This is a genomic window from Serratia quinivorans (assembly GCF_946227985.1).
GTDB classification, from domain to species: domain Bacteria; phylum Pseudomonadota; class Gammaproteobacteria; order Enterobacterales; family Enterobacteriaceae; genus Serratia; species Serratia quinivorans_A.
In genome coordinates, this window is sequence record NZ_CAMKGL010000001.1 from 49,550 (window position 1) to 70,732 (window position 21,183).

The 21,183-nt window shown below is 58.0% G+C and carries 14 protein-coding genes and 4 tRNA genes; 9 read left to right on the top strand and 9 right to left on the bottom strand.

Features of this window, described 5'->3' with window-relative positions; genetic code table 11:
* Positions 1-109: 109 nt before the first annotated feature.
* Positions 110-1,705: an ABC transporter substrate-binding protein gene (locus OCH02_RS00240; protein WP_261429163.1), complete on the top strand. Its 1,596-nt coding sequence runs from the start codon at positions 110-112 to the stop codon at positions 1,703-1,705.
* Between the two features lie 182 nt (positions 1,706-1,887).
* Here the strand turns inward: OCH02_RS00240 and OCH02_RS00245 are convergent, their stop codons facing one another.
* Positions 1,888-4,167, bottom strand: coding sequence for a TonB-dependent siderophore receptor (locus OCH02_RS00245; RefSeq protein WP_261429164.1), 2,280 nt, complete (start codon positions 4,165-4,167; stop codon positions 1,888-1,890).
* 436 nt (positions 4,168-4,603) lie between these two features.
* Here OCH02_RS00245 and fes point away from each other — a divergent pair, with 436 nt between their 5' ends.
* From fes to OCH02_RS00260, 3 genes are read left to right on the top strand one after another with little or no spacing between them, the layout of a single operon-like run.
* Positions 4,604-5,974 (top strand): enterochelin esterase, encoded by a 1,371-nt coding sequence (gene fes / locus OCH02_RS00250; protein WP_261429165.1) that lies wholly within the window; start codon positions 4,604-4,606, stop codon positions 5,972-5,974.
* Positions 5,949-6,155, top strand: a complete 207-nt coding sequence (locus tag OCH02_RS00255) for an MbtH family protein (protein ID WP_017893570.1) — start codon at positions 5,949-5,951, stop codon at positions 6,153-6,155. The genes fes and OCH02_RS00255 overlap by 26 nt, the downstream gene beginning before the upstream one ends.
* 32 nt (positions 6,156-6,187) lie before the next feature.
* Positions 6,188-10,132, top strand: a complete 3,945-nt coding sequence (locus OCH02_RS00260) for an enterobactin synthase subunit F (RefSeq protein WP_261429166.1) — start codon at positions 6,188-6,190, stop codon at positions 10,130-10,132.
* 75 nt (positions 10,133-10,207) lie between these two features.
* Here the strand turns inward: OCH02_RS00260 and OCH02_RS00265 are convergent, their stop codons facing one another.
* The 3 genes from OCH02_RS00265 to fepD are packed head-to-tail and all read right to left on the bottom strand — an operon-like array spanning position 10,208 to position 13,106.
* Positions 10,208-11,011: an ATP-binding cassette domain-containing protein gene (locus OCH02_RS00265; RefSeq protein WP_261429167.1), complete on the bottom strand. Its 804-nt coding sequence runs from the start codon at positions 11,009-11,011 to the stop codon at positions 10,208-10,210.
* Positions 11,008-12,033 (bottom strand): iron-enterobactin ABC transporter permease, encoded by a 1,026-nt coding sequence (fepG, locus tag OCH02_RS00270; protein WP_261429168.1) that lies wholly within the window; start codon positions 12,031-12,033, stop codon positions 11,008-11,010. Before fepG ends, OCH02_RS00265 begins: the two co-directional genes overlap by 4 nt.
* Positions 12,033-13,106: a Fe(3+)-siderophore ABC transporter permease gene (fepD, locus tag OCH02_RS00275; protein ID WP_261429170.1), complete on the bottom strand. Its 1,074-nt coding sequence runs from the start codon at positions 13,104-13,106 to the stop codon at positions 12,033-12,035. Before fepD ends, fepG begins: the two co-directional genes overlap by 1 nt.
* 261 nt (positions 13,107-13,367) lie before the next feature.
* Here fepD and entS point away from each other — a divergent pair, with 261 nt between their 5' ends.
* Positions 13,368-14,636, top strand: coding sequence for an enterobactin transporter EntS (entS, locus tag OCH02_RS00280; protein WP_261429171.1), 1,269 nt, complete (start codon positions 13,368-13,370; stop codon positions 14,634-14,636).
* Here the strand turns inward: entS and fepB are convergent.
* The gene (fepB, locus tag OCH02_RS00285) at positions 14,623-15,582 is read right to left on the bottom strand and encodes a Fe2+-enterobactin ABC transporter substrate-binding protein (RefSeq protein ID WP_261429172.1); all 960 of its coding nucleotides are present in this window, start codon (positions 15,580-15,582) and stop codon (positions 14,623-14,625) included. The genes entS and fepB overlap by 14 nt on opposite strands.
* Before the next feature lie 198 nt (positions 15,583-15,780).
* On the opposite strand from fepB, the gene OCH02_RS00290 reads away from it, so the two are divergent.
* From OCH02_RS00290 to dhbA, 4 genes are read left to right on the top strand one after another with little or no spacing between them, the layout of a single operon-like run.
* On the top strand, positions 15,781-16,989 hold the full coding sequence (locus OCH02_RS00290; protein ID WP_261429173.1) for an isochorismate synthase: 1,209 nt from the start codon (positions 15,781-15,783) through the stop codon (positions 16,987-16,989).
* 8 nt (positions 16,990-16,997) lie between these two features.
* Positions 16,998-18,626 (top strand): (2,3-dihydroxybenzoyl)adenylate synthase, encoded by a 1,629-nt coding sequence (locus OCH02_RS00295; RefSeq protein ID WP_261429174.1) that lies wholly within the window; start codon positions 16,998-17,000, stop codon positions 18,624-18,626.
* A 3-nt stretch (positions 18,627-18,629) separates the two neighbouring features.
* On the top strand, positions 18,630-19,484 hold the full coding sequence (locus OCH02_RS00300) for an isochorismatase (RefSeq protein ID WP_261429175.1): 855 nt from the start codon (positions 18,630-18,632) through the stop codon (positions 19,482-19,484).
* Positions 19,484-20,242 (top strand): 2,3-dihydro-2,3-dihydroxybenzoate dehydrogenase, encoded by a 759-nt coding sequence (gene dhbA, locus OCH02_RS00305; RefSeq protein WP_261429176.1) that lies wholly within the window; start codon positions 19,484-19,486, stop codon positions 20,240-20,242. Before OCH02_RS00300 ends, dhbA begins: the two co-directional genes overlap by 1 nt.
* Before the next feature lie 265 nt (positions 20,243-20,507).
* Here the strand turns inward: dhbA and OCH02_RS00310 are convergent.
* From OCH02_RS00310 to OCH02_RS00325, 4 genes are all read right to left on the bottom strand, one after another.
* Positions 20,508-20,583: transfer RNA gene (locus OCH02_RS00310), tRNA-Lys, on the bottom strand.
* 7 nt (positions 20,584-20,590) lie between these two features.
* A tRNA-Val gene (locus OCH02_RS00315) sits at positions 20,591-20,666 on the bottom strand.
* 39 nt (positions 20,667-20,705) lie between these two features.
* Positions 20,706-20,781 (bottom strand) — tRNA-Val (locus OCH02_RS00320).
* Between the two features lie 40 nt (positions 20,782-20,821).
* Positions 20,822-20,897 (bottom strand) — tRNA-Val (locus OCH02_RS00325).
* Positions 20,898-21,183 lie beyond the last annotated feature (286 nt).

Consider the following 21,183-nt stretch of genomic DNA (forward strand, 5'->3'; position numbering starts at 1 on the left):
CCGCATGCGGCACTCCCCGTTTTTTATGCTCAGAATTTGTGCTTTACATCCCTAACTGCATGATTTATTGGTATCCCTCGAGTCTGTTTTCTACTCTGGGGATGGCACGATGAATAAAAAAGCAATAACAATGACGTTGGGACTATTGGCTCTGACGGTGATGGGCGGCGCACGCGCCAGCACGCTGGTTTATTGTTCCGAAAGCTCGCCGGAAGGGTTCAATCCGCAGTTGTTTACCTCCGGTCCCACGGTTGACGCCAGTTCGGCGACGATTTACAACCGGCTGGTGGACTTCAAAGTTGGTACCGTCGAGCTGCAACGGAGCCTGGCGGAAAGCTGGCAGGTAAGTGAAGACGGCAAGCAATACACCTTTCATCTGCGCAAAGGGGTGAAATTCCAGAGCAATAAATACTTTACCCCCACCCGCGACTTCAACGCCGACGACGTTATCTTCTCCTTTATGCGGCAAAAAGACCCCAATAACCCCTATCACAAGGTCTCCAACGGCGCTTACACCAATTTTGAGTCGATGGAGTTTGGCACGCTGATCAACAACATTGTCAAAGTGGACGACAACACCGTGCGTTTTGAGCTTTCGCGTGCCGAAGCGCCGTTTGTAGCCGATCTCGGCATGTATTTCGCCACTATTCTCTCGGCCGAATATGCCGATGCGATGCTGAAGGCCGGTACGCCACAGCGAGTGGATAACGATCCGGTCGGCACCGGGCCGTTCCAACTGGTGCAGTACCAGAAGGATGCGAAGATCCTCTACAAGGCATTCGACCAGTATTGGGAGGGGAAACCGAAGATAGACCGGCTGGTGTTCTCGATCACCCCGGATGCGGCGGTCCGCTTTGCCAAACTGCAAAAGAATGAATGTCAGGTGATGCCGTTCCCCAACCCGGCGGATCTGACGCGCATGCGCGAGGACAAAAATATCCAGGTGATGGAGAAATCCGGGTTGAACATCGGTTTCCTGGCGTTCAATACCCAGAAAAAACCGCTGGATAACCTCAAGGTGCGGCAGGCGCTGGCGCTGGCGGTGAACAAGCCGGCGATCCTCGAGGCGGTATTCCACGGCGCAGGCCAGCCGGCGAAGAACCTGCTGCCGCCGACCCAGTGGGGCAGCAATGACCAGATTGAGGACTATCCGTACTCACCGGAAAAAGCCAAACGGTTATTGCAGGAGGCCGGGCTGGGGCAGGGGTTCGCCATCGATCTGTGGGCGATGCCGGTACAGCGGCCATATAACCCGAATGCCAAACGCATGGCGGAGATGATCCAGGCCGACTGGGCGAAGATCGGCGTGAAGGCCAAGATTGTCACCTTCGAGTGGGGCGAATATTTGCAGCGGATAAAAAACGGGGAGCATCAGGCTGCGTTGATGGGCTGGACCACCGCCAACGGCGATCCGGATAACTTCTTCGGCCCGCTGTTTACCTGCGTTACGGCCAACGGCGGTTCAAACTCGGCCAAATGGTGCTATCCGCCGTTCGACAAGCTGATCCAGCAGGCGCGTGAAGAGAACGATCTCGCCAAACGGGTGGCGATGTATCAGCAGGCGCAGGTGATGATGCATGACCAAATGCCGGCGATGATGATTGCCCACTCAACCATTTTTGAGCCGGTACGCAAGGAAGTGAAGGGCTACGAGATTGACCCGTTCGGCAAGCACATCTTCAAACAGGTTTCGTTGGAGAAATAAATAAACGGGGGCTGCATGGCAGCCCCTGAGGTCATTGGTAATCGGCTCTGCTTTTTAATGGTAGGGGCGCTGCATGCTGCGCCCAGTTGCATAAACACTGGGTTAAATCGGGTCGAACATGTTCGACCCCTACCGGTTTAGCCCCTTAGTGGGGGATTAGCAGTCTTGATTAAGCTGGTCGTTTAGAAATGGGTATTCACGCTCATATAGTAAGTCCGGCCCGGTTCGTTGTAGGTGGCAGCGCCCGCACCGGCGATATTAATTGCGCCGGTGGTCGGGTCACCCACGTTCTGCGAGTTACCCTCACGGAACTGGCGTTTGTCGAACAGGTTGTCGATACCGGCCGTCAGACTGACGTTCTTGGTCACATCATAGGTGGCGCTGGCGCCCACTACGGCGTAAGGGCTGACTTCCTTGGTTTCGGTTCCGCTAACCGGTTTGCCCTGATAATTGTACTTCTTCGGCTTCTGACGGCCGTACCAGGTCAGGGTCGACTGCATCGACAGCTCCTCTGTCGCCTGCCAGCTCAGGGTCGAGTTGATGGTGAACTCAGGAATAATCGACAGGTAATCACCGGTAGTCTTATTCTTGTTCTCAATCATATAGGTGGCGTTGTTGGTCCAGGATACGGTCTCGCTGACCGGCACGTTCAACGAGCCTTCCAATCCCTGCACGACCGCTTTAGGTACGTTTTCCCACTGGTAGATAGCGGTACCGGTGCTGCTGGTGCCGATGCGAGAGTTACCCGCTTCGATTTTGTTGTGGTAGTCGTTGCGGAAATAAGTCACGCCGGCCAGCCAGCCGTCGTTATGGAACTCCAGACCCACTTCTTTGTTGACGCTGGTTTCCGCCTTCAGATCGTCGTTACCGAGCAGATAACAGCCATTTTTGACATCGCTGGACGAGCAACCTTGCCCTTTGCTGTAGAGCAAATAGTTCGGGTTGGTCTGGTACAGGTTCGGTGCCTTATAAGCGCGGGCAATGCCCATCTTCAGCGTGAAGAAGTCGCCCAGTTCCTGCGACAGATTCAGCGACGGGCTCCAGTTGTTGCCGGCCTCGGAGTGCAGGTCGTAACGCAAGCCTGGCGTCAGCATGGTGCTGTCGGTCAGCTCCATGTTGTCTTCGGCAAACAGCGAGAAGATATGCGCGGAGGCATAAGGGCTGCGGGTACCGGCTGCCTGGCCAGGAATAGTGCCGCCCATCAGGGTTTGGCTGGTGGAGGAACCGTCTTTCATCTTCTGCTGGTTCCATTCGGTGCCCAGCGTCGCGGTTTGCGTCACGCCCAGTTCAAAGGGCACGCTGATTTCGCTGTGTGCCAGGAAATCGTCCAGCCTGGTGGTGCCGAAACCCTCGTTTTTGGTATCGAAGATGCCTTCGGTACCGCCGGCCAGGCCTTCGTTCAGACGGGTATTACGCGTGCGTTCGAACTGAATATAGTTGTTGGTACTGACGCCACTATCCCAGGCACCACGGTGGTTGAGGCCGAAGGTTTCGCGGTAGATACGGTTGGTTTCTTTGCCGTAGTTGCTTTGCACCAGCGGGTTGGAGTTGGTGTTTTGGGTATCCCCGGCATACAGGTTGCCCTGACGACCGTAGGCGTACTCAAACTCCAGTGACTGCAGGTGAGCAAAATCCCAATGCAGCATGGCATCGATGTTTTTGTCTTCCACGCCCTCACGCCCGGAAGGCGTGCTGTTGGCGTAAGCCGGTGCACGGTAAGATTTGTGCGCTTCGTTAATATCCCAGGCGTCGGCCTGAGTTTTGCTGTAACCACCGAACAGGCGGAAGCTTAATTCGTCGGTCAGCGGGCCTGACAGGCTGAAATCGGTGCGCTTGGTAGAACCTTCCTGCTTGTGCTGCGGCACGTTGAAATAGGCATTTAACGAGCCGTGCAGCTCTTTGGTGTTCTTTTTGGTAATGATATTGACCACGCCGCCGGCGGCACCGTTGCCGTAGCGGGCCGCTGCCGGGCCGCGCAGCACTTCGATGCGTTCAATCATCTCCGGGGGTACCCAGGCGGTATCGCCACGGGTATCACGTTCGCCACGCCAACCCTGACGTACTGAATTACGGCTGGTGGCCGGTTTTCCGTCGATCAGGATCAGGGTATTTTCCGGGCCCATGCCGCGAATATCGATCTGGCGGTTGTTGCCGCGCTGGCCGCTGGTGGAGTTACCGGTCAGGTTAACGCCCGGCATGGTGCGGATCAGTTCGCTAATATCGCGCGCCGGTGGGCGTTTTTTGATTTCGTCGGCGGTAATGGTCGAAACCCCGGGTGCCTGCAGGTTCTGCTTGGCGGCGGTGACGACAATGGTGTCCTCGGCGGCTTCGTTTTTGTTTTTGGCGACGGGGCCGGTTTCTGCGGTGGTTTCTGTTTGCTGTGCGGCGTGCGCAAAGGCGGACGCGCCTAATCCTAACCCGATGAGTGTGGCTAAGGAATAACGAGATAATGTGCGGTTCATGTGAGAGTTCCTACCTTGCTGCCTTTCCCGGAGCACCGAAAGCAGGCCTCCGGCAGTAGAGAAGGGCGGTTGTAGTTTTTGTGTTTTCGGAAATAAAAATCCAACCGGTCGAGATGCGACATTGGATTCAGCGCTATACCCTATAGCTTTCAAGTTGCAGCTAGGCGGCCAGCTTGCTCATCCCCAGGCGCTTACAAAAGTTAAGTAACTGGGGTGAGCAAGTGCAGGTAACAACGCTGCAACTTCAAAGATGACGGGTATAAAATTCGGTATCCGTCCCTGTTGAACATACCTGCCCGGTTTACGAGCCTACACACACTATTGCAAACGCAAATAATTATCAATAGTATTCGGTTTACCGTTTTCTTGGGCAGCGCCTCGCGCCGCGAATTTACCGGCTTTCCTGAAGCTGCCAGCTAAATAGTGAATAGGCGTTTTGAAAACAAAATCCGAGTCAGAAAGCAGCAGATTATTATCGAGCAAGCACGCCGGGCGCCATGGATGGTGGCTGAATATCGCCAAACGCGGCACGCCGCTGGTGGAGCTGCTGGGGGATGGGCGAGGGAAGGTCACATTTTTATGGCGCGATCCGCAGGGATGTGAACTCACTTCAGCCTACCAACGTGTCTGGATCCACATCAATTGTCTGACCGACCACCACCAGCCGTCACCGCCGCAGAGCCTGCAACGGCTGGAAGGGACCGACGTCTGGTACTGGCAAACCGAGCTGAGCGCCGACTGGCGTGGCAGCTACTGCTTTATCCCCTGTATGGACGACCGACCGCTGGAACACAGTGGCGACGATGCACACGCCAATATGCATTCGATCCGTCACTGGTGGCATCAGGTGTTTGCCGGTGCCACGCAGGATCTGCTTAATCCCCATCGTTCATGGACAGGTGTTGGCGGCAACGTGTTGTCCGGTTTGCATATGCCGGAAGCCCCCCCGCAACCGGCCTGGCAGGATTTTGATCGCTACGCTGTCGCCAGTGGGCGCTGTACGCCAGCACCGCCTGCGCGGCTACAGCGCCACAGTTGGCACAGTGAGCGGTTGGGGAATACCCGCGACGTCTGGGTTTACACCACCGGCGACAGCAACCCGGCGCAGCGACCCCTGGCGGTATTGCTGGACGGTCAGTTCTGGTCGAACAACATGCCGGTCTGGGATCCGCTGATGCAGTTGACGCGAGAAGGCCAATTACCGGAAGCGGTTTATCTGCTGATCGACATTATCAGTCTCAAGCACCGCAGTCAGGAGCTGGCCTGCAATGAGGATTTCTGGCTGGCGGTGCAAGAAGAGCTGCTGCCGCAGGTGGCCGAATGGGCACCTCACAGCCGTGATCCTGCCACGACGTTGGTATGCGGCCAGAGTTTTGGCGGCCTGTCGTCGCTGTATGCCGGGTTGCACTGGCCACAGTGCTTTGGCGGGGTGATCAGCCAGTCCGGTTCATTCTGGTGGCCGCGTCGCGATATGTATCTGCGTGAAGCAATACCGGCGGATGCCGGCTGGCTGCTGCATCAGGTTGAGCAGGGCGTCGGCAAAGGGCAACTGAAGGTGTTTATGGAAGCTGGCGTGCATGAAAAAGTGGCGCATCGGGTGAACGACCGGATGGTGGATTTGCTGCGTGACGCCGGGCATCGGGTGCAATACCGGACGGTGGCGGGTGGGCATGATTACCTGTGCTGGCGTGGCGGTCTGATCGACGGGCTGCAAGCGCTGTGGTCGGATAGTTTTCCTGCCTCTGCGGCCCAATTCACCTTCACTGTCCAGGGAGTCCGTGATGGAAACTCAGAACCCGTTCGATGACGAACAACAAATTTGCCTGATTGTGTGCAATGACCAACTGCAGTACAGCCTGTGGCCCGAGTTTAGCGCAGTACCGGCGGGGTGGACGCCGGTATTCGGCCCGGCGGCGCGGCCGCTGTGCGTGCTGTGGCTGGAACAACATTGGCAGGATATGCGGCCCGCATCACTGCGCAAGGCGTGATGGCAATAATACCGAGAACAGGAGTCAGTCCCTTGTCAGACAGCACTTTATTAACGTCCGAACAGCCACTCGCCACTGAGTTGCCGTTGGTCGCCGCGCAACCCGGGATCTGGGTTGCCGATCAAATTTCACCGCACGCCAATGCCTATGCGGTTTCCCACTATATCGAGCTCTGCGGGCCGTTGGACCAGGATTGCCTGCTGCAGGCGATCGCGCAGGGGCTGTTCGAAGTGGATACCTTGCAGTTCCGCTTTGAAGAGCGTGACGGGGTGCCGGTGCAGTGGCATGACCCGCAACGGGCGATCCTGCCGGTTGAGCTGATTGATCTGCGAGACTCCCCCGATGCAGCAGCGGCAGCGCGTGCCTTGATGCAACTGGATATGTCCGGTGACTTACGCATCGGCAGCGGTAATGCACTGTATCGTCATATGTTGATCCGTCTGTCGGATCAGCGTTGGTTCTGGTATCAGCGTTATCACCATATTCTGGTGGATGGCTTCAGTTTCACCGCCATTGCCCGCAGAATTTCCCATATTTACACCCGGATGTCGCGCAATGAGCAGCCGGACCCGACGCCGTTTAGTGCCTTCAGTGAAGTGGTTGAAGAATATCAACGCTATGCACAATCGGCGACTTGCCAGCGTGACGCGGCCTTTTGGCTGAACAAGGCAAAGCAGTTGCCTGCGCCAGCCACACTCTGTCCGCAACCACTGGCCGGCCAGACGCCGACCACCCGTATTCATCGGTTATCACAGCTGTGCGACCGTCAGGACTTTAGCCAACTGGTGAACGCCGGTCAGCAGCAGTTCAGCGTGGCAGATATGGCGTTGGCGCTGGTGGCGCTGTGGGTGTCTCGCCTGAGCGGCCACGCCAGCTTCAGTGCCGGTTTTATCTTTATGCGCCGTACTGGCTCGGCCGCGTTATGCGCCAACGGCCCGGTGATTAACGTACTGCCGATCGAAATGCACCTCGATCCTCAGGCGACGCTGAGCGAGGTTGCCGGCAATATCGGCCGTGAGCTGAAAAGCGTCCGTCGCCACCAGCGTTACGAGGCGGAACAGGTGCAGCGTGATCTGGGGCGGATTGGTGATGCCCAGCCGCTGTATGGCACCGTTTTCAACTTTAAGATGTTTGATTTCCAGTTGGACTTTGGCGATATCGAAGGCATTACCCATGAGCTGGCCTCCGGTCCGGTGCGTGACCTGGAGATAGCGCTGTATCTTGATGAGGCCGGCACGCTGAAGGTCGATCTGCTGGCCAATGCCGAGCGTTATCAGCGGGATGAGTTAGCGGCTCATCTGCGCCGCCTGCCGCTGTTGTTACGTCAGTTCGCCGCGCAGCCGCAAATGCCGATCGGTGACGCCGACTTGCTCACCGAGCAGGATCACCAATTATTGGCTCGGGTCAACGACACCGCTTATCCGGTGGCACCGCAAACCCTCAGCGGCCTGTTGGCGCAGCAGGCACAGGAAACCCCGGATGCTCCGGCGCTGGCCGATGCACAGTATCAATTTAACTACCGCGAGACCCGCGAACAGGTCTGCGCGTTGGCGCGCCAACTGGTCGCTCAGGGCGTGCAACCCGGCGATATCGTCGCCGTTGCCTTGCCGCGTTCGGTATTTCTGTCGCTGGCGTTAATGGCCATTGTCGAGGGGGGGGCGGCTTATTTACCGTTGGATACCGGTTACCCCGATGAGCGCCTCGGCATGATGCTGGAGGACGCTACGCCGCGTCTGATTATCACCGAACCTGGCCAGCAGGCGCGCTTTGTCGGCAAGGGTGACATTTTTCTGTATGACGCGCCGTTGGTCGCAGACAGCGCGGCGGAGGTGGAGCTCAGCGGACCCACGCCGCACCATCCGGCCTACATTATCTTTACCTCAGGTTCGACCGGGCGGCCGAAAGGCGTACTGGTGGGCCACCAGGCGATCGTCAACCGTTTGTTGTGGATGCAGCATCAGTATCCGATGATGGCAGGCGATGTGGTGTTGCAGAAAACCCCCTGCAGTTTTGACGTCTCGGTGTGGGAGTTCTTCTGGCCGTTGATGGTGGGGGCTCAACTGGTGATGGCACCGCCAGAAGCACACCGCGATCCTGATCAACTGTTGCAGTTGATTGAGCAATATCGGGTTACCACCCTGCATTTCGTGCCTTCGATGTTGGCGGCCTTTGTCGGTGCGCTGGACAGTCGGCAGGCGGTGGCGTGCTGCGCGCCATTACAACAGGTGTTCTGCAGCGGCGAAGCGCTGCCGGCCGAGCTGTGCCGCCTGTGGCAAAGCCGCACCGGGGTGCGACTGCACAACCTGTATGGCCCGACCGAAGCGGCGGTGGACGTTAGCTGGCACCCCGCCTGGGGTGAGGCGTTGGCCGCCGTCACCGGCGCTAACGTACCTATTGGTCTGCCGGTGTGGAATACCGGATTGCGTATTCTTGACGCGCGCTTGCGGCCGGTGCCGCCGGGTGTCGCCGGGGATTTGTATCTCACCGGAGTACAGCTTGCGCACGGCTATCTGGGGCGACCAGAACTGACCGCCAGCCGCTTTGTGGCTGACCCGGCAGGCGACGGTGGGCGGATGTATCGCACGGGCGACGTCGCGCGCTGGTTACCGGGCGGCGAAGTGGAATATCTCGGTCGCAGCGACGATCAGCTGAAAATTCGTGGACAACGCATCGAACTGAGTGAAATCGATCATGCGTTGCTGTCATTGCCGGGTATCAAGCAGGCGGTAACCCATGCGCTGGTGCTGGATCATACGCCGACAGATCCGGCCGGTGGTGATGCCCGCCAACTGGTGGGGTATCTGGTAGCGCAGCCGGGTGTACGCCTTGATCTGGAGGTGCTGCGAGCCGCGCTGGCCGATCGCCTGCCGCCACATATGGTGCCGGTAGCACTGGTCGAGATGGCGTCCCTGCCGTTGAGTGCCAATGGCAAGCTGGATCGCAAAGCGCTGCCGCAACCGCAAAGCGGGAGCAGGGCCACAGGGCGGGAGCCTGAAGCAGGACTGGAAACGGCGATCGCGGCGGTATTCGCCCGTTTGCTACAGCGTGAAACGGTGTTTGCCGATGATGATTTCTTTGCGCTTGGTGGCCATTCGCTGCTGGCGATGCGCCTGGCGGCAGAATTGCGTCGTGAACTGGGTAAGGCGGTTTCGGTCGGGCAGGTGATGGTGGCTTCCCGCGTGGAACAACTGGCGCAAATGCTGGCGGAAGATCGCACGCAGGAAGAGGCCGATCGGACCGGTTTCGACAGCGTACTGCCGTTACGGACCACCGAAGGCCCTACGCTGTTTTGCCTGCATCCGGCTTCCGGATTCTCCTGGCAGTTCAGCGTGCTACCGCGCTATATCGACCAGCATTGGTCGCTGGTGGGGATTCAGTCACCGCGCCCCGACGGCCCGCTGGCGCTGAGCGAGAATATGGATCAGGTCTGCGATGCACATCTGGAGCAGGTATTGCAGGTGCAGCCGCAAGGTCCGTATCACTTTATCGGTTACTCACTGGGTGGCACTCTGGCGCAGGGCATCGCCGCCAGATTGCAGGCGCGGGGTGAAGAGGTGGCCTTCCTTGGGCTGCTGGATACCTATCCGCCGGAAACCCAGAACTGGGATGTGATGCTCGACGATAACGTGCTCAAAGAAGTCCAGCGCGAGCGCGAGCAGTTCCTGGCGGTTTCCGAAGATGCGCTTGATCCTGCATTGGGCGAAACCCGGGTGGCGATGTTCGATAATATCGAAGCCAACTATGCCGATTCAGTGCGCCTGCTTTCAGCAACCCATACGGCGAACTTCAAAGGGCAGGCGACGCTGTTTGTCGCCCGTCAAACGTTGCAGGAGGGCATGGACGTGCAGCAGACCTGGTCGCAATACGTCGATGCCTTGCAGGTGCATGAGCTGGATTGCGCGCACGTAGATATCGTTTCACCAACGTCGTTCAAGGTGTTGGGACCGTTGCTGAACCGTATTCTAAGAGCGCTGTAATACCCAGTGGCGGGTAGGGGGCGAATAGATTCGCCCCGATTAACGCGGGCCCAGCATGCTGGGCCCCTACAATATTTATGACTTACCCAGTGGTACCACCAACGGCGTATGCGAGACCGGATCGTCAATGATCATGCAGCGCAGGCCGTACACCTCTTCGATCAGTTCCGCGGTCACAATATCCTTCGGCGCCCCTTCGGCCACCACTTTACCGTCGCGCATGGCAATCAGATGCGTGGCGTAGCGGCAGGCATGGTTGAGGTCGTGCAGCACCACCACCAGCGTATGGCCGTTTTCACGGTTTAGCTGACGCATCAGCTCCAGCAGATCGATCTGATGGGTGATGTCCAGCCAGGTGGTCGGCTCATCCAGCAGCAGCAGCGGGGTTTGCTGCGCCAGCACCATCGCAATCCACACGCGTTGCTTTTGCCCGCCGGAGAGGGTATCGACCGGCTGTTCGGCCAGTTCGAATACGCCGGTGGAGCGCATCGCCTGGTCCACTGCCTGCTGATCTTCTTCGCTCCAACGACTGAACAGGCGCTGGTGCGGATAGCGACCGCGGGCCACCAGATCAAACACGGTGATATCACCCGGCGCGGTGGAGCTTTGCGGCAGCAGCCCCAACTGGCGCGCCACCTCTTTGGTGGCGTATTCGCTGATGTGTTTGCCGTTCAGCCAGACAGCCCCGGCCTGCGGTTGCATCAGGCGGCTGAGGGTGCGCAGCAGGGTGGATTTGCCGCAGGCGTTTGGCCCGATAATCACCGTCAGTTCGCCGTGCGGGATAGCGACGGAAAGGTCGCTGGCGACAATCTTTTTGTCGTAGCCCAGCGTCAGGTGTTCGGCGCGCAACGGCGCGTGCTGCAGGGGTTCAGCATTCATTTTTTTCGTGACTCACGGATTAATAGCCAAATCAGATAAATGCCGCCCAGGCTGACGGTCAACACCCCGACCGGCAACTGATAAGGCATAAACAGGCGCTGCGCAGCGATATCGGCGAGCAACAGCAGCAGGGCGCCGATCAGGGCGGTCAGCAGCAGCACGCTGCGGTTGGCACACAGGCGTCGCGCAATCTGCGGGGCCACCAATGCAATAAAGGAGATTGGCCCTGCGACGGCGGTGGCTGCGGCCGTTAGCGTCACGCCGAGCAACAGGAGTATGACCCGCGAACGTTCCACCGGCACGCCCAGCGCGCAGGCGGTATCGTCACCCATCTCCAGCAGGCGCATGCGGCGGGTCAGGGTAAGCAGCAGCAGGCAGCACAGGGCAATCACCGCCAACACCGGCAGGCTTTTCGCCCAGCTGACGCCGTTGAGTGAACCGGCACTCCACAGCCCGGCGGTCATGGCGGATTCCAGCGAGGCGCTGATAATAAGCCAGGTATTGCCGGCCACCAGCAGGGCGCGTACCGCGATACCGACGATAATCAAACGGAATGACTCGACGCCGTTGCGCCATGCCAGCAGATAAATCAACGCAGCGGTTAACAGGCCGCCGGCCAGCGCCCCGGCGGTGATGCCGATAACGCCACCGTTAAACAGCACTATTGCCACCAATACGCCACTGTAGGCACCGGTATTAAAGCCAATCACGTCCGGGCTGCCGAGTGGGTTGCGCAGTATCGACTGGAAAATGGCCCCGCTGAGGCCCAGTGCCGCCCCCAGCAGCAGCGCCATTGTCACGCGTGGCAAGCGCCACTGGGTGACGATCACCGCCAGATTGGCCGGGCCTTCGCCGCGCAAGGCGTCGATCACCTGCGTAGCCGTCAGTGACAAGGCACCTGAACCCAGGGCGTAAATCGCCAGCGCCAGAGCAGCCAGCAACAGCAGCAGTGCTGTCAGCGCCGGGCGCGACAGAGCGCGCATTTTGTGAATGGCCATCAGACGGGCCGCGGACGTCGACATTAGCGCTGTCTCCTGAACATATGGCGTTGCCGCACCAGCATGATCAGCAGTGGGGCGCCAATCAGGGCGGTGACGATGGAAACGCGCAGTTCACCGGCCACCAGGAAGCGGCCGATCAGATCGGCGCTCAGCAGCAGGATAGGGGTCAGTACCAGCGTCCATGGCAGCATCCAATGCAGTTCGGAACCGCCCAGCCGCCGGGCGATGTGCGGCATCATCAGGCCGACAAAGGCTATCGGGCCGACGGCAGCGGTAGCCCCGCCACACAGCAGAGTAATCGCCAGCAGGCCCAGCAGCTGAGTACGGACAATGCCGGTTCCCAGCGCGGTGGCCAATTCATTACCCATGCTCAGGCTGTTGAGCGCCTTGCTCATCCACAGCGTTATCAGCGTACCCAGCAGGATCGGCAGGGCGACGGTGCGCACCACCTGCATATTTTGAATATCCAGCGAGCCGGCCTGCCAAAAACGGAGCTGGTCGAACACCAGTGGGTTCAACAGGGAAATCCCGGAGGTCATGCCTTCCAGCACCGCCGCCATCGCGACACCGGCCAGCGTCAGCCGCACCGGGTTGAGGCTGCTGCCGCCAAGAGCGCCGATCAGCGCCACCAGCAGTGCGGCAAACATCGCGCCGGCAAAGGCGAACCACAAATATTGGCTGACGTCGACGGCACCAAAAAAGGTGATCCCCAGCACCACGGCAAAGCCTGCACCGGCGTTAACCCCGAGAATGCCCGGATCGGCCAGTGGGTTGCGGGTGAGGGTTTGCATCAGCACGCCGGACAGGCCCAGCGCGATGCCTGCCAGAATGCCAACCAGCGTACGTGGCAACCGGGCGTTGGTGATAATGGTGCAGTCCGCACCGCTACACTGGCCTTTCAGCGCCAGGATAACCGTGTCGAAGGGAATAGATTTAGCGCCGAGTGACAGGCTGAGCAGCATAACGATCAGTAGCGCACCAACGGCAATCAGCAGGCCAAAAAGCCTGCGACGAAATGAACGGGAAGTGCCGCCAATCAGACGCTCCTGGGGAGCAGGGACGGGCTGTGTGCCTGGGCGTGTAATCCGTAACATGCCAATCCATTATTTAATTGAATATAAATGAGTTTTATTATCATTATTGATTGCTTTCATCTATGGTACCATGAGTCCCTTCGCTATTGCAGCATATACCCTTCATTCTTGAAGCTGCATCTGTGTTGGCCGCCTGCACTTACCCCAATCACGTACTTCCGGTACGTTCCTGGGGATGCGCTTAGTTGCCGCCTTGATTCAACTCCAATTATTTTGGCTATAGACGCTGCCCCTTTTTCTTTGGTTTTGGTGAGAAAGCTCATGAGTAAGCCCTCTATTTTGCTTGATTTTGGCCTGCTTAAGACCAATGGCGCTTTTCGCGCCGTTTTTTGCGCGCGCTTTATTTCCATTTTAGCGCTGGGGTTGATGGCCATTGCGATCCCGGTGCAGATCCAGGCCTTGACCGGGTCGACGTTGCTGGTCGGGTTATCCGTAACGCTGGCGGGTAGCGGCATGTTTGCCGGTTTGCTGATGGGGGGCGTGCTGGCCGACCGCTACGAACGCCGTCGGCTGATATTGTTCGCCCGCTCCACCTGCGGCATTGGCTTTGTCGGCCTGTGCCTGAACGCCGCACTGCCTGCGCCTTCATTAACGCTGATTTACCTGCTGGCAGTCTGGGACGGCTTTTTCGGTGCGGTTGGCGTCACGGCGCTGCTGGCGGCGACCCCGGCGTTGGTGGGGCGTGAAAATATTGTGCAGGCCGGGGCCATCAGCATGCTGACGGTGCGTTTTGGTTCGATCCTCTCTCCGGCGATTGGCGGGCTGGTGATTGCCAACGCCGGTGTGGCATGGAACTACGGTCTGGCCGCATTTGGCACCTTGCTGACGCTGATCCCGTTACTGCGTCTGCCACAGTTGCTGCCGCCCCCGCAGCCGCGTGAGCACCCGCTACGTGCGCTGGCCGGTGGCTTCGGTTTCCTGTTCCGCAACCGGGTGATTGGCATGGTGGCGCTGATCGGCGCGCTGTTGACCATGGCCAGTGCGGTGCGGGTGCTGTATCCGGCCATGTCCGGTATGTGGCAGGTCAGTGCGGCTCAGTTGGGCTTTATGTATTCCGCGGTGCCGCTGGGCGCAGCCATTGGCGCCTTTACCAGCGGCCGGGTGGCTCATGTCGCGCGTCCGGGCTGGATGATGCTGATGACGGCGATTGGCGCTTTTGTCGCTATCGGCCTGTTCGGTCTGATGCCGTGGTACGGTTTGGCATTGTTCTTCCTGGTGGTTTTCGGCTACCTGAGCGCGTTGAACTCACTGCTGCAATACGGCTTGATCCAGAATCTGACGCCGGATGCGTTCCTCGGCCGCATCAATGGCCTGTGGACGGCGCAAAACGTGGTGGGTGATGCACTGGGCGCGCTGCTGCTAGGGGCAATGGGGGCGTTTATGCTGCCGGCAATGACCTCCACCAGTTTTGGTTTTGGCGTGGCGCTGCTCGGCGTGGTGCTGGCTGTTGCGATGCGCGGTTTGCGTCAGGTGGGCAGTGGCGGGCAAGAAAGCGATCTCCAGCCCGCCGCGGATTCTACTGAGAAATAAACTCCTTTTCCAACAGCGTCAGCAGGTTGCTGGCGCTGTAGTAATCGAGTCGGAAGGTGTCGCTGCCCAATGCGTAAACCCGCTTGTGCTGCACCGCCGGCAGGTCCGCCAGGAAAGGATTGGCCATCAGCCGCTGGACATCGCTGTCATTGTTGGCGAACAGCAGTAGCGTCTGGCCATTCAGCCCTTCCGCCAGGTTCTCACCGGCCAGTTGAATAATGTCCTTGCGCATCCCCATGCTGCGGCTGTTTTTCAGCTTGGCCGGTAGCGTCGCCAGCGTAAAACCCAGCTGTTTGAGCATTTGCCCCTGGGAGGATGCGGCGGTCCACAGGTTGGCAGATTTACCGTCGGCGTTGAAGACCAGGGCAGAAACCGGTTGTTCCGGCAGTTTCATACGCTGCTTCAGCGATTGTTCACGCGCATTGAAATCACTGACGACTTTCTGTGCCTGGGCTTCATGGCCGGTAGCCTGGCCCAGTTCGAGTGCCAGTGCCTGCCAGCTTTTGTCGTCGTAATTGACCACCAGCACCGGGGCAATGGCGGAGAGCTGATCGTACAGACGCAGGGCGGAATCGGCACCGGTAGCCGAGATGATAATCAGATCGGGTGCCTCACCGGCAATGGTTTCTGCGTTGGGTTCGCCGATATACAGACGCTTAACGCCGCGCTGCGTCGCGATAGCGCTCCATTGATGGAAGAACCCTTGTGAGTCTGCAACCCGGTTGTTGGGAGTGGTTGCGCCACTGGCGACCACCGGGGCATCAATCGCCAGCAGGGTACCGGTAACGGTGACGCTGGTAGAAACGATGCGGGCAGGGGGGTGCGCGAGGGTCACGACGCCGTGTGAGGTTTCAATTTTACGCGGCCAACCGGCATCTGCGGCATGGGCCGTGCCAATCAGCATCAGCCCAAACAGCATCAGGTTGAAGACGGGGTTCTTCTTCATAACGCATTCCTTAGAAGTTAAATAGTAATACTTATCATTTATATAATGAAAACTGCTGATTTTATATCACGATTATGAATGGAATAACTGTTTACATTTATTGACATAGAATATTCACGAGGGTAATTTAACGCGATTCAATACAAATGATAATCATTATTATACGGGTTATTGTTCATGATACGAAAGGGAGCACCGATGAGCGTTACACTAAACAGTACCGGGCAAAAGAAGCCGCAGAGCAAGGATAGCGAACAACCTGCTGCAAATGTGTCGCCGACCTCCGGCTTTTTCTTTACCTCTCCTTTCCGTAGCCTGAGCACCCAAGGCTGTTTCGCCAAAATTACCCTGCCGGCTCAGGGAGGGGACCAGCTTAACGGCGAGTTCCAGCAGGCGGTACAACATGCTTTTGCCGAAGCCAGGCTGGCGGGGGTTAAAAACCCGGTACTGTGCGGCGCGATCCCGTTTGACACTCATCAGCCCTCCGCGCTGTTTATTCCCCAACACACCCAGTGGTTTGAGCGCGATGCCTTTCTGGCAGGCTTAACCTCTCCGCAAGACGCGCTGCCGGAAATTATCCGCCAAAATGAAGTGCCTGCCCAGCAGCCCTTTATGCAGATGGTGGCGGATGCGGTGGAAGCGACCCGCGGTGACCAGTTGGATAAAGTGGTGCTGTCGCGCTTGCTGGAGATTGAAACCCGTGAGCCGGTAGACCGCCAGGCGTTGATGGCGCGGATCATCGCCCAGAATCCCCATGGCTTCCACTTCCATGTCCCGCTGGAACAGGGGGCATTACTGGGAGCCAGCCCGGAATTGCTGTTACGCAAATCCGGCGCGCAGTTCTACTCCAACCCGCTGGCCGGTTCTGCCCGTCGTGATGCCGATCCGCAGCGGGATCTGGAGGTTAGTCAGCAGCTGTTGGTGTCAGAAAAAGATCGCTATGAGCACCAGTTTGTCACTGAAGGAATGCGCCAGGTGTTGGCCGATCGCTGCCGGTATCTGAATATTCCCACCGTTCCTGAATTATTGAGCACCACCACGCTGTGGCACCTGTCCACGCCTATCGACGGTGAAGCCGCCAGCCGCGCTGAAAATGCGCTGTCGCTGGCCTGCCTACTGCACCCGACACCGGCGCTGTGCGGTACGCCGACCGCGTTGGCGCATCAGGTGATCAAGCAGTTGGAGCCGTTCGATCGCGGCCTGTTTGGCGGCATCGTCGGCTGGTGTGACGCCGAAGGCAACGGTGAGTGGGTGGTGACCATCCGTTGTGGCACGGTGCAGGGCAATCAGGTGCGACTGTTTGCCGGTGCCGGCATTGTGCAAGACTCTTCGCCGGAATCCGAATGGCATGAAACCGGCACCAAACTCAGTACCATTTCGCGGGCGTTTGGCCTGAACCAAGGATAGACATTCCCATGACCATTGCTTTTACCCCCTGGCCTGAGGCGTTAGCCCATCGCTATCGCGAACGCGGCTATTGGATCGACCGGCCCCTGACCGACATCATCACTCGCCAGGAAAAAAATGACGCCATCGCGCTGATCGACCCGGAGCGCAGCCTGAGTTATCGGCGGCTTAATCAACTCTCCGATCGGTTGGCCGCTGCCCTGCAGCGCCGTGGCATTCAACGTGGAGATACTGCGCTGGTGCAGTTGGGCAACGTGGTCGAGTTCTATGTGACCTTCTTCGCGTTGTTGAAAATTGGCGTGGTGCCGGTGAACGCACTATTCAGCCATCAACGCAACGAACTGAACGCCTACGCCGTACAGATCAAACCGGCATTGCTGATTGCCGACCGCCAGCATGGCCTGTTTGGCAACGACGAGTTTCTGACGGCATTTCGCGCCGAGCATCCTTCACTGCGCGTGGTGGCACTGCGCAGTCAGGACGGGGGCGAGCAGTCGCTGGCGGCCTGGCTGGAAGAGGACTGCGGTGACTTTGTCGCGACGCCAAGCCCGGCCGACCAGGTGGCGTTTTTCCAGCTTTCCGGTGGCAGCACCGGCACGCCAAAGCTGATCCCGCGGACCCACAACGATTACTACTACAGCATTCGCCGCAGCGTGGAAATTTGCCATTTCGATGTCGATACCCGCTACCTGTGCGCGCTGCCGGTCGCCCACAACTATCCGATGAGTTCCCCGGGCATCCTGGGTGTGTTTTATGGCGCCGGGCTGGTGGTGTTTGCCAGCGATCCGGATGCCGGACAATGTTTCCGTTTGATCGAGCAGCATCAGATTAACGTGACGGCGCTGGTGCCGCCGGCGGTGACGCTGTGGCTGCAGGCGATTGAAGAGTGGGGCGGTTGCCAACAACTGGCCAGCCTTAAGCTGTTGCAGGTGGGCGGCGCCAAGCTGGGAGAAACCCTGGCAGCACGCATTCCGGCCGAGATCGGCTGCCAGTTGCAGCAGGTGTTCGGCATGGCGGAAGGCCTGGTGAATTACACCCGCCTGGACGATGACGACCAGCATATCCTGACGACCCAGGGCTGCCCGATGTCGCCGGATGACGAGCTGTGGGTGGCTGACGAAGACGGCAACCCGCTACCGGTGGGGGAAACCGGGCGTCTGATGACCCGTGGCCCTTATACCTTCCGTGGTTATTACCAAAGTCCGGAGCACAACGCCGCCGCCTTTGATAAGGACGGTTTCTACTGTTCCGGCGATTTGATCAGCCTGACCGAAGACGGCTATGTGAAGGTTGAAGGGCGACAGAAGGATCAGATTAACCGCGGTGGGGAAAAGATCGCTGCGGAAGAAATCGAAAACCTGTTATTGCGCCATCCGGAAGTGATCAATGCGGCGTTGGTGTCGATGCCGGACGAACTGATGGGTGAAAAAAGCTGCGCCTATATCATCGCGACCAGCGCGTTGAAGCCGGTGGTGTTGCGCCGCCATCTACGCGGCGAGGGCGTGGCCGAATTTAAATTACCCGATCGCTTTATACAGGTTGATACGCTGCCGCTCACCCCGGTTGGCAAAGTGGATAAAAAACTGTTGCGCCAACGCCTGGAGGCGCAACAACTGACTCTGGTCCAGGGAGAATAAGTCATGGCTATTCCAAAACTTAATGATTACGCGTTGCCGACTCAGGCTGAACTGCCGACCAACAAAGTGAGCTGGACGGTGGAACCGCAGCGCGCTGCACTGTTGATCCATGATATGCAGCAGTATTTCCTGAATTTCTGGGGTGAAGACAGCCCGTTGATCAAACAGGTGGTGGAGAATATCGCCAACCTGCGGCGTTACTGCAAATCACAGGGGATTCCGGTGTTTTATACCGCGCAGCCTAATCAGCAGAGCGATGAAGACCGTGCATTACTCAATGACATGTGGGGGCCGGGTCTGAATAAGCACCCGGAACAGCAGGCGGTGGTCGCCGCTCTGGCCCCGGAAGAAGACGATACGGTGCTGGTGAAATGGCGCTACAGTGCCTTCCACCGCTCACCACTACAGGAAATTCTGCAGGAGTCAGGGCGCGATCAGTTGATTATTTGTGGTGTCTACGCCCATATCGGCTGCATGACTACGGCGATTGACGCTTTCATGCGCAATATTCAGCCGTTTATGGTGGCTGACGGCCTGGCTGATTTCTCCCGCGAAGAGCATCTGATGGCGCTGCGTTATACCGCCGGTCGTTGTGGCCGCGTGGTGACCACCGCTGAACTGTTGCCGGGCATTGCCAGCAAGGCTGTGCTGCGCCAGCAAATCATGCCTTTCCTCGATGAAGACAGTGAAGAGATGGGCGACGATGAAAACCTGATCGACTACGGTCTGGATTCGGTTCGCATCATGGAGTTGGCGGCCCGCTGGCGTAAAATTCGTAGCGATATTGATTTTATCGCACTGGCCAAGAACCCGACCATCGATGGCTGGTGGACGCTGCTGTCGGAGGGAAAAGCCTGATGGAACAACGGGGCGATTTCGCCGGTAAGCAAGTCTGGGTCACTGGTGCCGGGGCCGGGATTGGCTTGGCAACGGCACTGGCGTTTGTGCAGGCCGGTGCCGAAGTGATTGGCTTCGATAAACATTTTGGCGAGCCGGAATACGCATTCCGCACCGAAGTGCTGGATATTGCCGACAGTGACGCGGTAGATCGGGTTTGTGGACGCTTGTTGGCGGAGCAGGGGGCGCTGGACGTGTTGGTCAACGGAGCCGGAATTCTGCGTATGGGGCTGGCAGATGAAACCAGCACCGCAGACTGGCTGGCTTGCCTGGCCGTCAATGCCGGTGGGGCATTTAATCTGTTCCGCCACGCTTTACCGGTATTCCGTCGCCAACGACGCGGTGCGATTGTCAGCGTGGCGTCTAACGCCGCGCATGTGCCGCGCGTCGGTATGGCGGCCTACTGTGCCTCCAAGGCGGCATTACGCAGCCTGTGCAACACCGTAGGGCTGGAAATGGCCCCTTATGGCGTACGATGCAACCTGGTTTCGCCAGGATCGACCAATACGCCCATGCAGCGCGGCATGTGGCAGGATGAAACCGGTGAGCAGAACACCATTAACGGTTTCCCGGAACAGTTCAAACTGGGCATTCCGTTGGGTAAAATTGCTCAGCCGCAGGAAATCGCCGATGCCATTTTGTTCCTGGCTTCCGATCGCGCCAGCCATATCACCATGCAGGATATTGTGATTGATGGTGGGGCGACGCTGGCGGCCTGATATACCCGTCATACTTCAAGCTGCAGGTGTGTTGACTGCAAGCGTTCACCCGAATCACTTACTTGAGTAAGCTCATCGGGATTCTCGCTTTTGTCGCCTTCCTGCAACTCGAATTATTTAGGGTATATGACTATTTGTTATTATGACCATAAGGCGCTGCTTGCAGTGCCTTTTTTATTGGTGTAGCAAGGGAGGGTTATAGGTGTTTTGAATTGTTCCGGACGACAGATGCGAAAAAAGCGCCCAAAGGCGCTTTTTTCTGTATTGGTGGGTCGTGCGGGATTCGAACCTGCGACCAATTGATTAAAAGTCAACTGCTCTACCAACTGAGCTAACGACCCGCAGAAGTGGTGGGTGATGACGGGCTCGAACCGCCGACCCCCTCCGTGTAAAGGAGATGCTCTACCAACTGAGCTAATCACCCACTTCAGAACTTCCGGGTACTGCCAAACAAGAGAATGAGTGGTGGGTGATGACGGGCTCGAACCGCCGACCCCCTCCGTGTAAAGGAGATGCTCTACCAACTGAGCTAATCACCCTCATTCTTCTCATTTCTTACTGCTTTACTGCTCAACAAGATGGTGGGCGATGACGGGCTCGAACCGCCGACCCCCTCCGTGTAAAGGAGATGCTCTACCAACTGAGCTAATCGCCCCGTCTTGTTGGAGTCGCATTATAGGGATAGTTGAAAGTGAGTCAACGGTTTTTAAAATGATTTCAATCGTTCGCCGCAAATTTAAACAGGATGCGATATTTATCGCCTGCAATGTCGAATCTTTGCACATTGTTATGCGTAAAGCGCCGCAGAGATGATGAAATCAGCCATGGCAATATCGTGTCAGCGTTGAGGAATTAGCGCGTGGTGGTACAATGTTGCCCACTTTTTTAAATTCCGAGCAATCGTCGGCAACCGCCGACACGCGTTGCGTAATAAGGCAGTG

Excerpts from the sequence above, each read along its gene's own strand:
- OCH02_RS00240 (WP_261429163.1), top strand. The coding sequence starts at position 110 with ATGAATAAAAAAGCAATAACAATGACGTTGGGACTATTGGCTCTGACG.
- OCH02_RS00245 (WP_261429164.1), bottom strand. The coding sequence starts at position 4,167 with ATGAACCGCACATTATCTCGTTATTCCTTAGCCACACTCATCGGGTTA.
- OCH02_RS00255 (WP_017893570.1), top strand. The coding sequence starts at position 5,949 with ATGGAAACTCAGAACCCGTTCGATGACGAACAACAAATTTGCCTGATT.
- OCH02_RS00265 (WP_261429167.1), bottom strand. The coding sequence starts at position 11,011 with ATGAATGCTGAACCCCTGCAGCACGCGCCGTTGCGCGCCGAACACCTG.
- fepG (WP_261429168.1), bottom strand. The coding sequence starts at position 12,033 with ATGTCGACGTCCGCGGCCCGTCTGATGGCCATTCACAAAATGCGCGCT.
- fepD (WP_261429170.1), bottom strand. The coding sequence starts at position 13,106 with ATGTTACGGATTACACGCCCAGGCACACAGCCCGTCCCTGCTCCCCAG.
- entS (WP_261429171.1), top strand. The coding sequence starts at position 13,368 with ATGAGTAAGCCCTCTATTTTGCTTGATTTTGGCCTGCTTAAGACCAAT.
- fepB (WP_261429172.1), bottom strand. The coding sequence starts at position 15,582 with ATGAAGAAGAACCCCGTCTTCAACCTGATGCTGTTTGGGCTGATGCTG.
- OCH02_RS00290 (WP_261429173.1), top strand. The coding sequence starts at position 15,781 with ATGAGCGTTACACTAAACAGTACCGGGCAAAAGAAGCCGCAGAGCAAG.
- OCH02_RS00295 (WP_261429174.1), top strand. The coding sequence starts at position 16,998 with ATGACCATTGCTTTTACCCCCTGGCCTGAGGCGTTAGCCCATCGCTAT.
- OCH02_RS00300 (WP_261429175.1), top strand. The coding sequence starts at position 18,630 with ATGGCTATTCCAAAACTTAATGATTACGCGTTGCCGACTCAGGCTGAA.
- dhbA (WP_261429176.1), top strand. The coding sequence starts at position 19,484 with ATGGAACAACGGGGCGATTTCGCCGGTAAGCAAGTCTGGGTCACTGGT.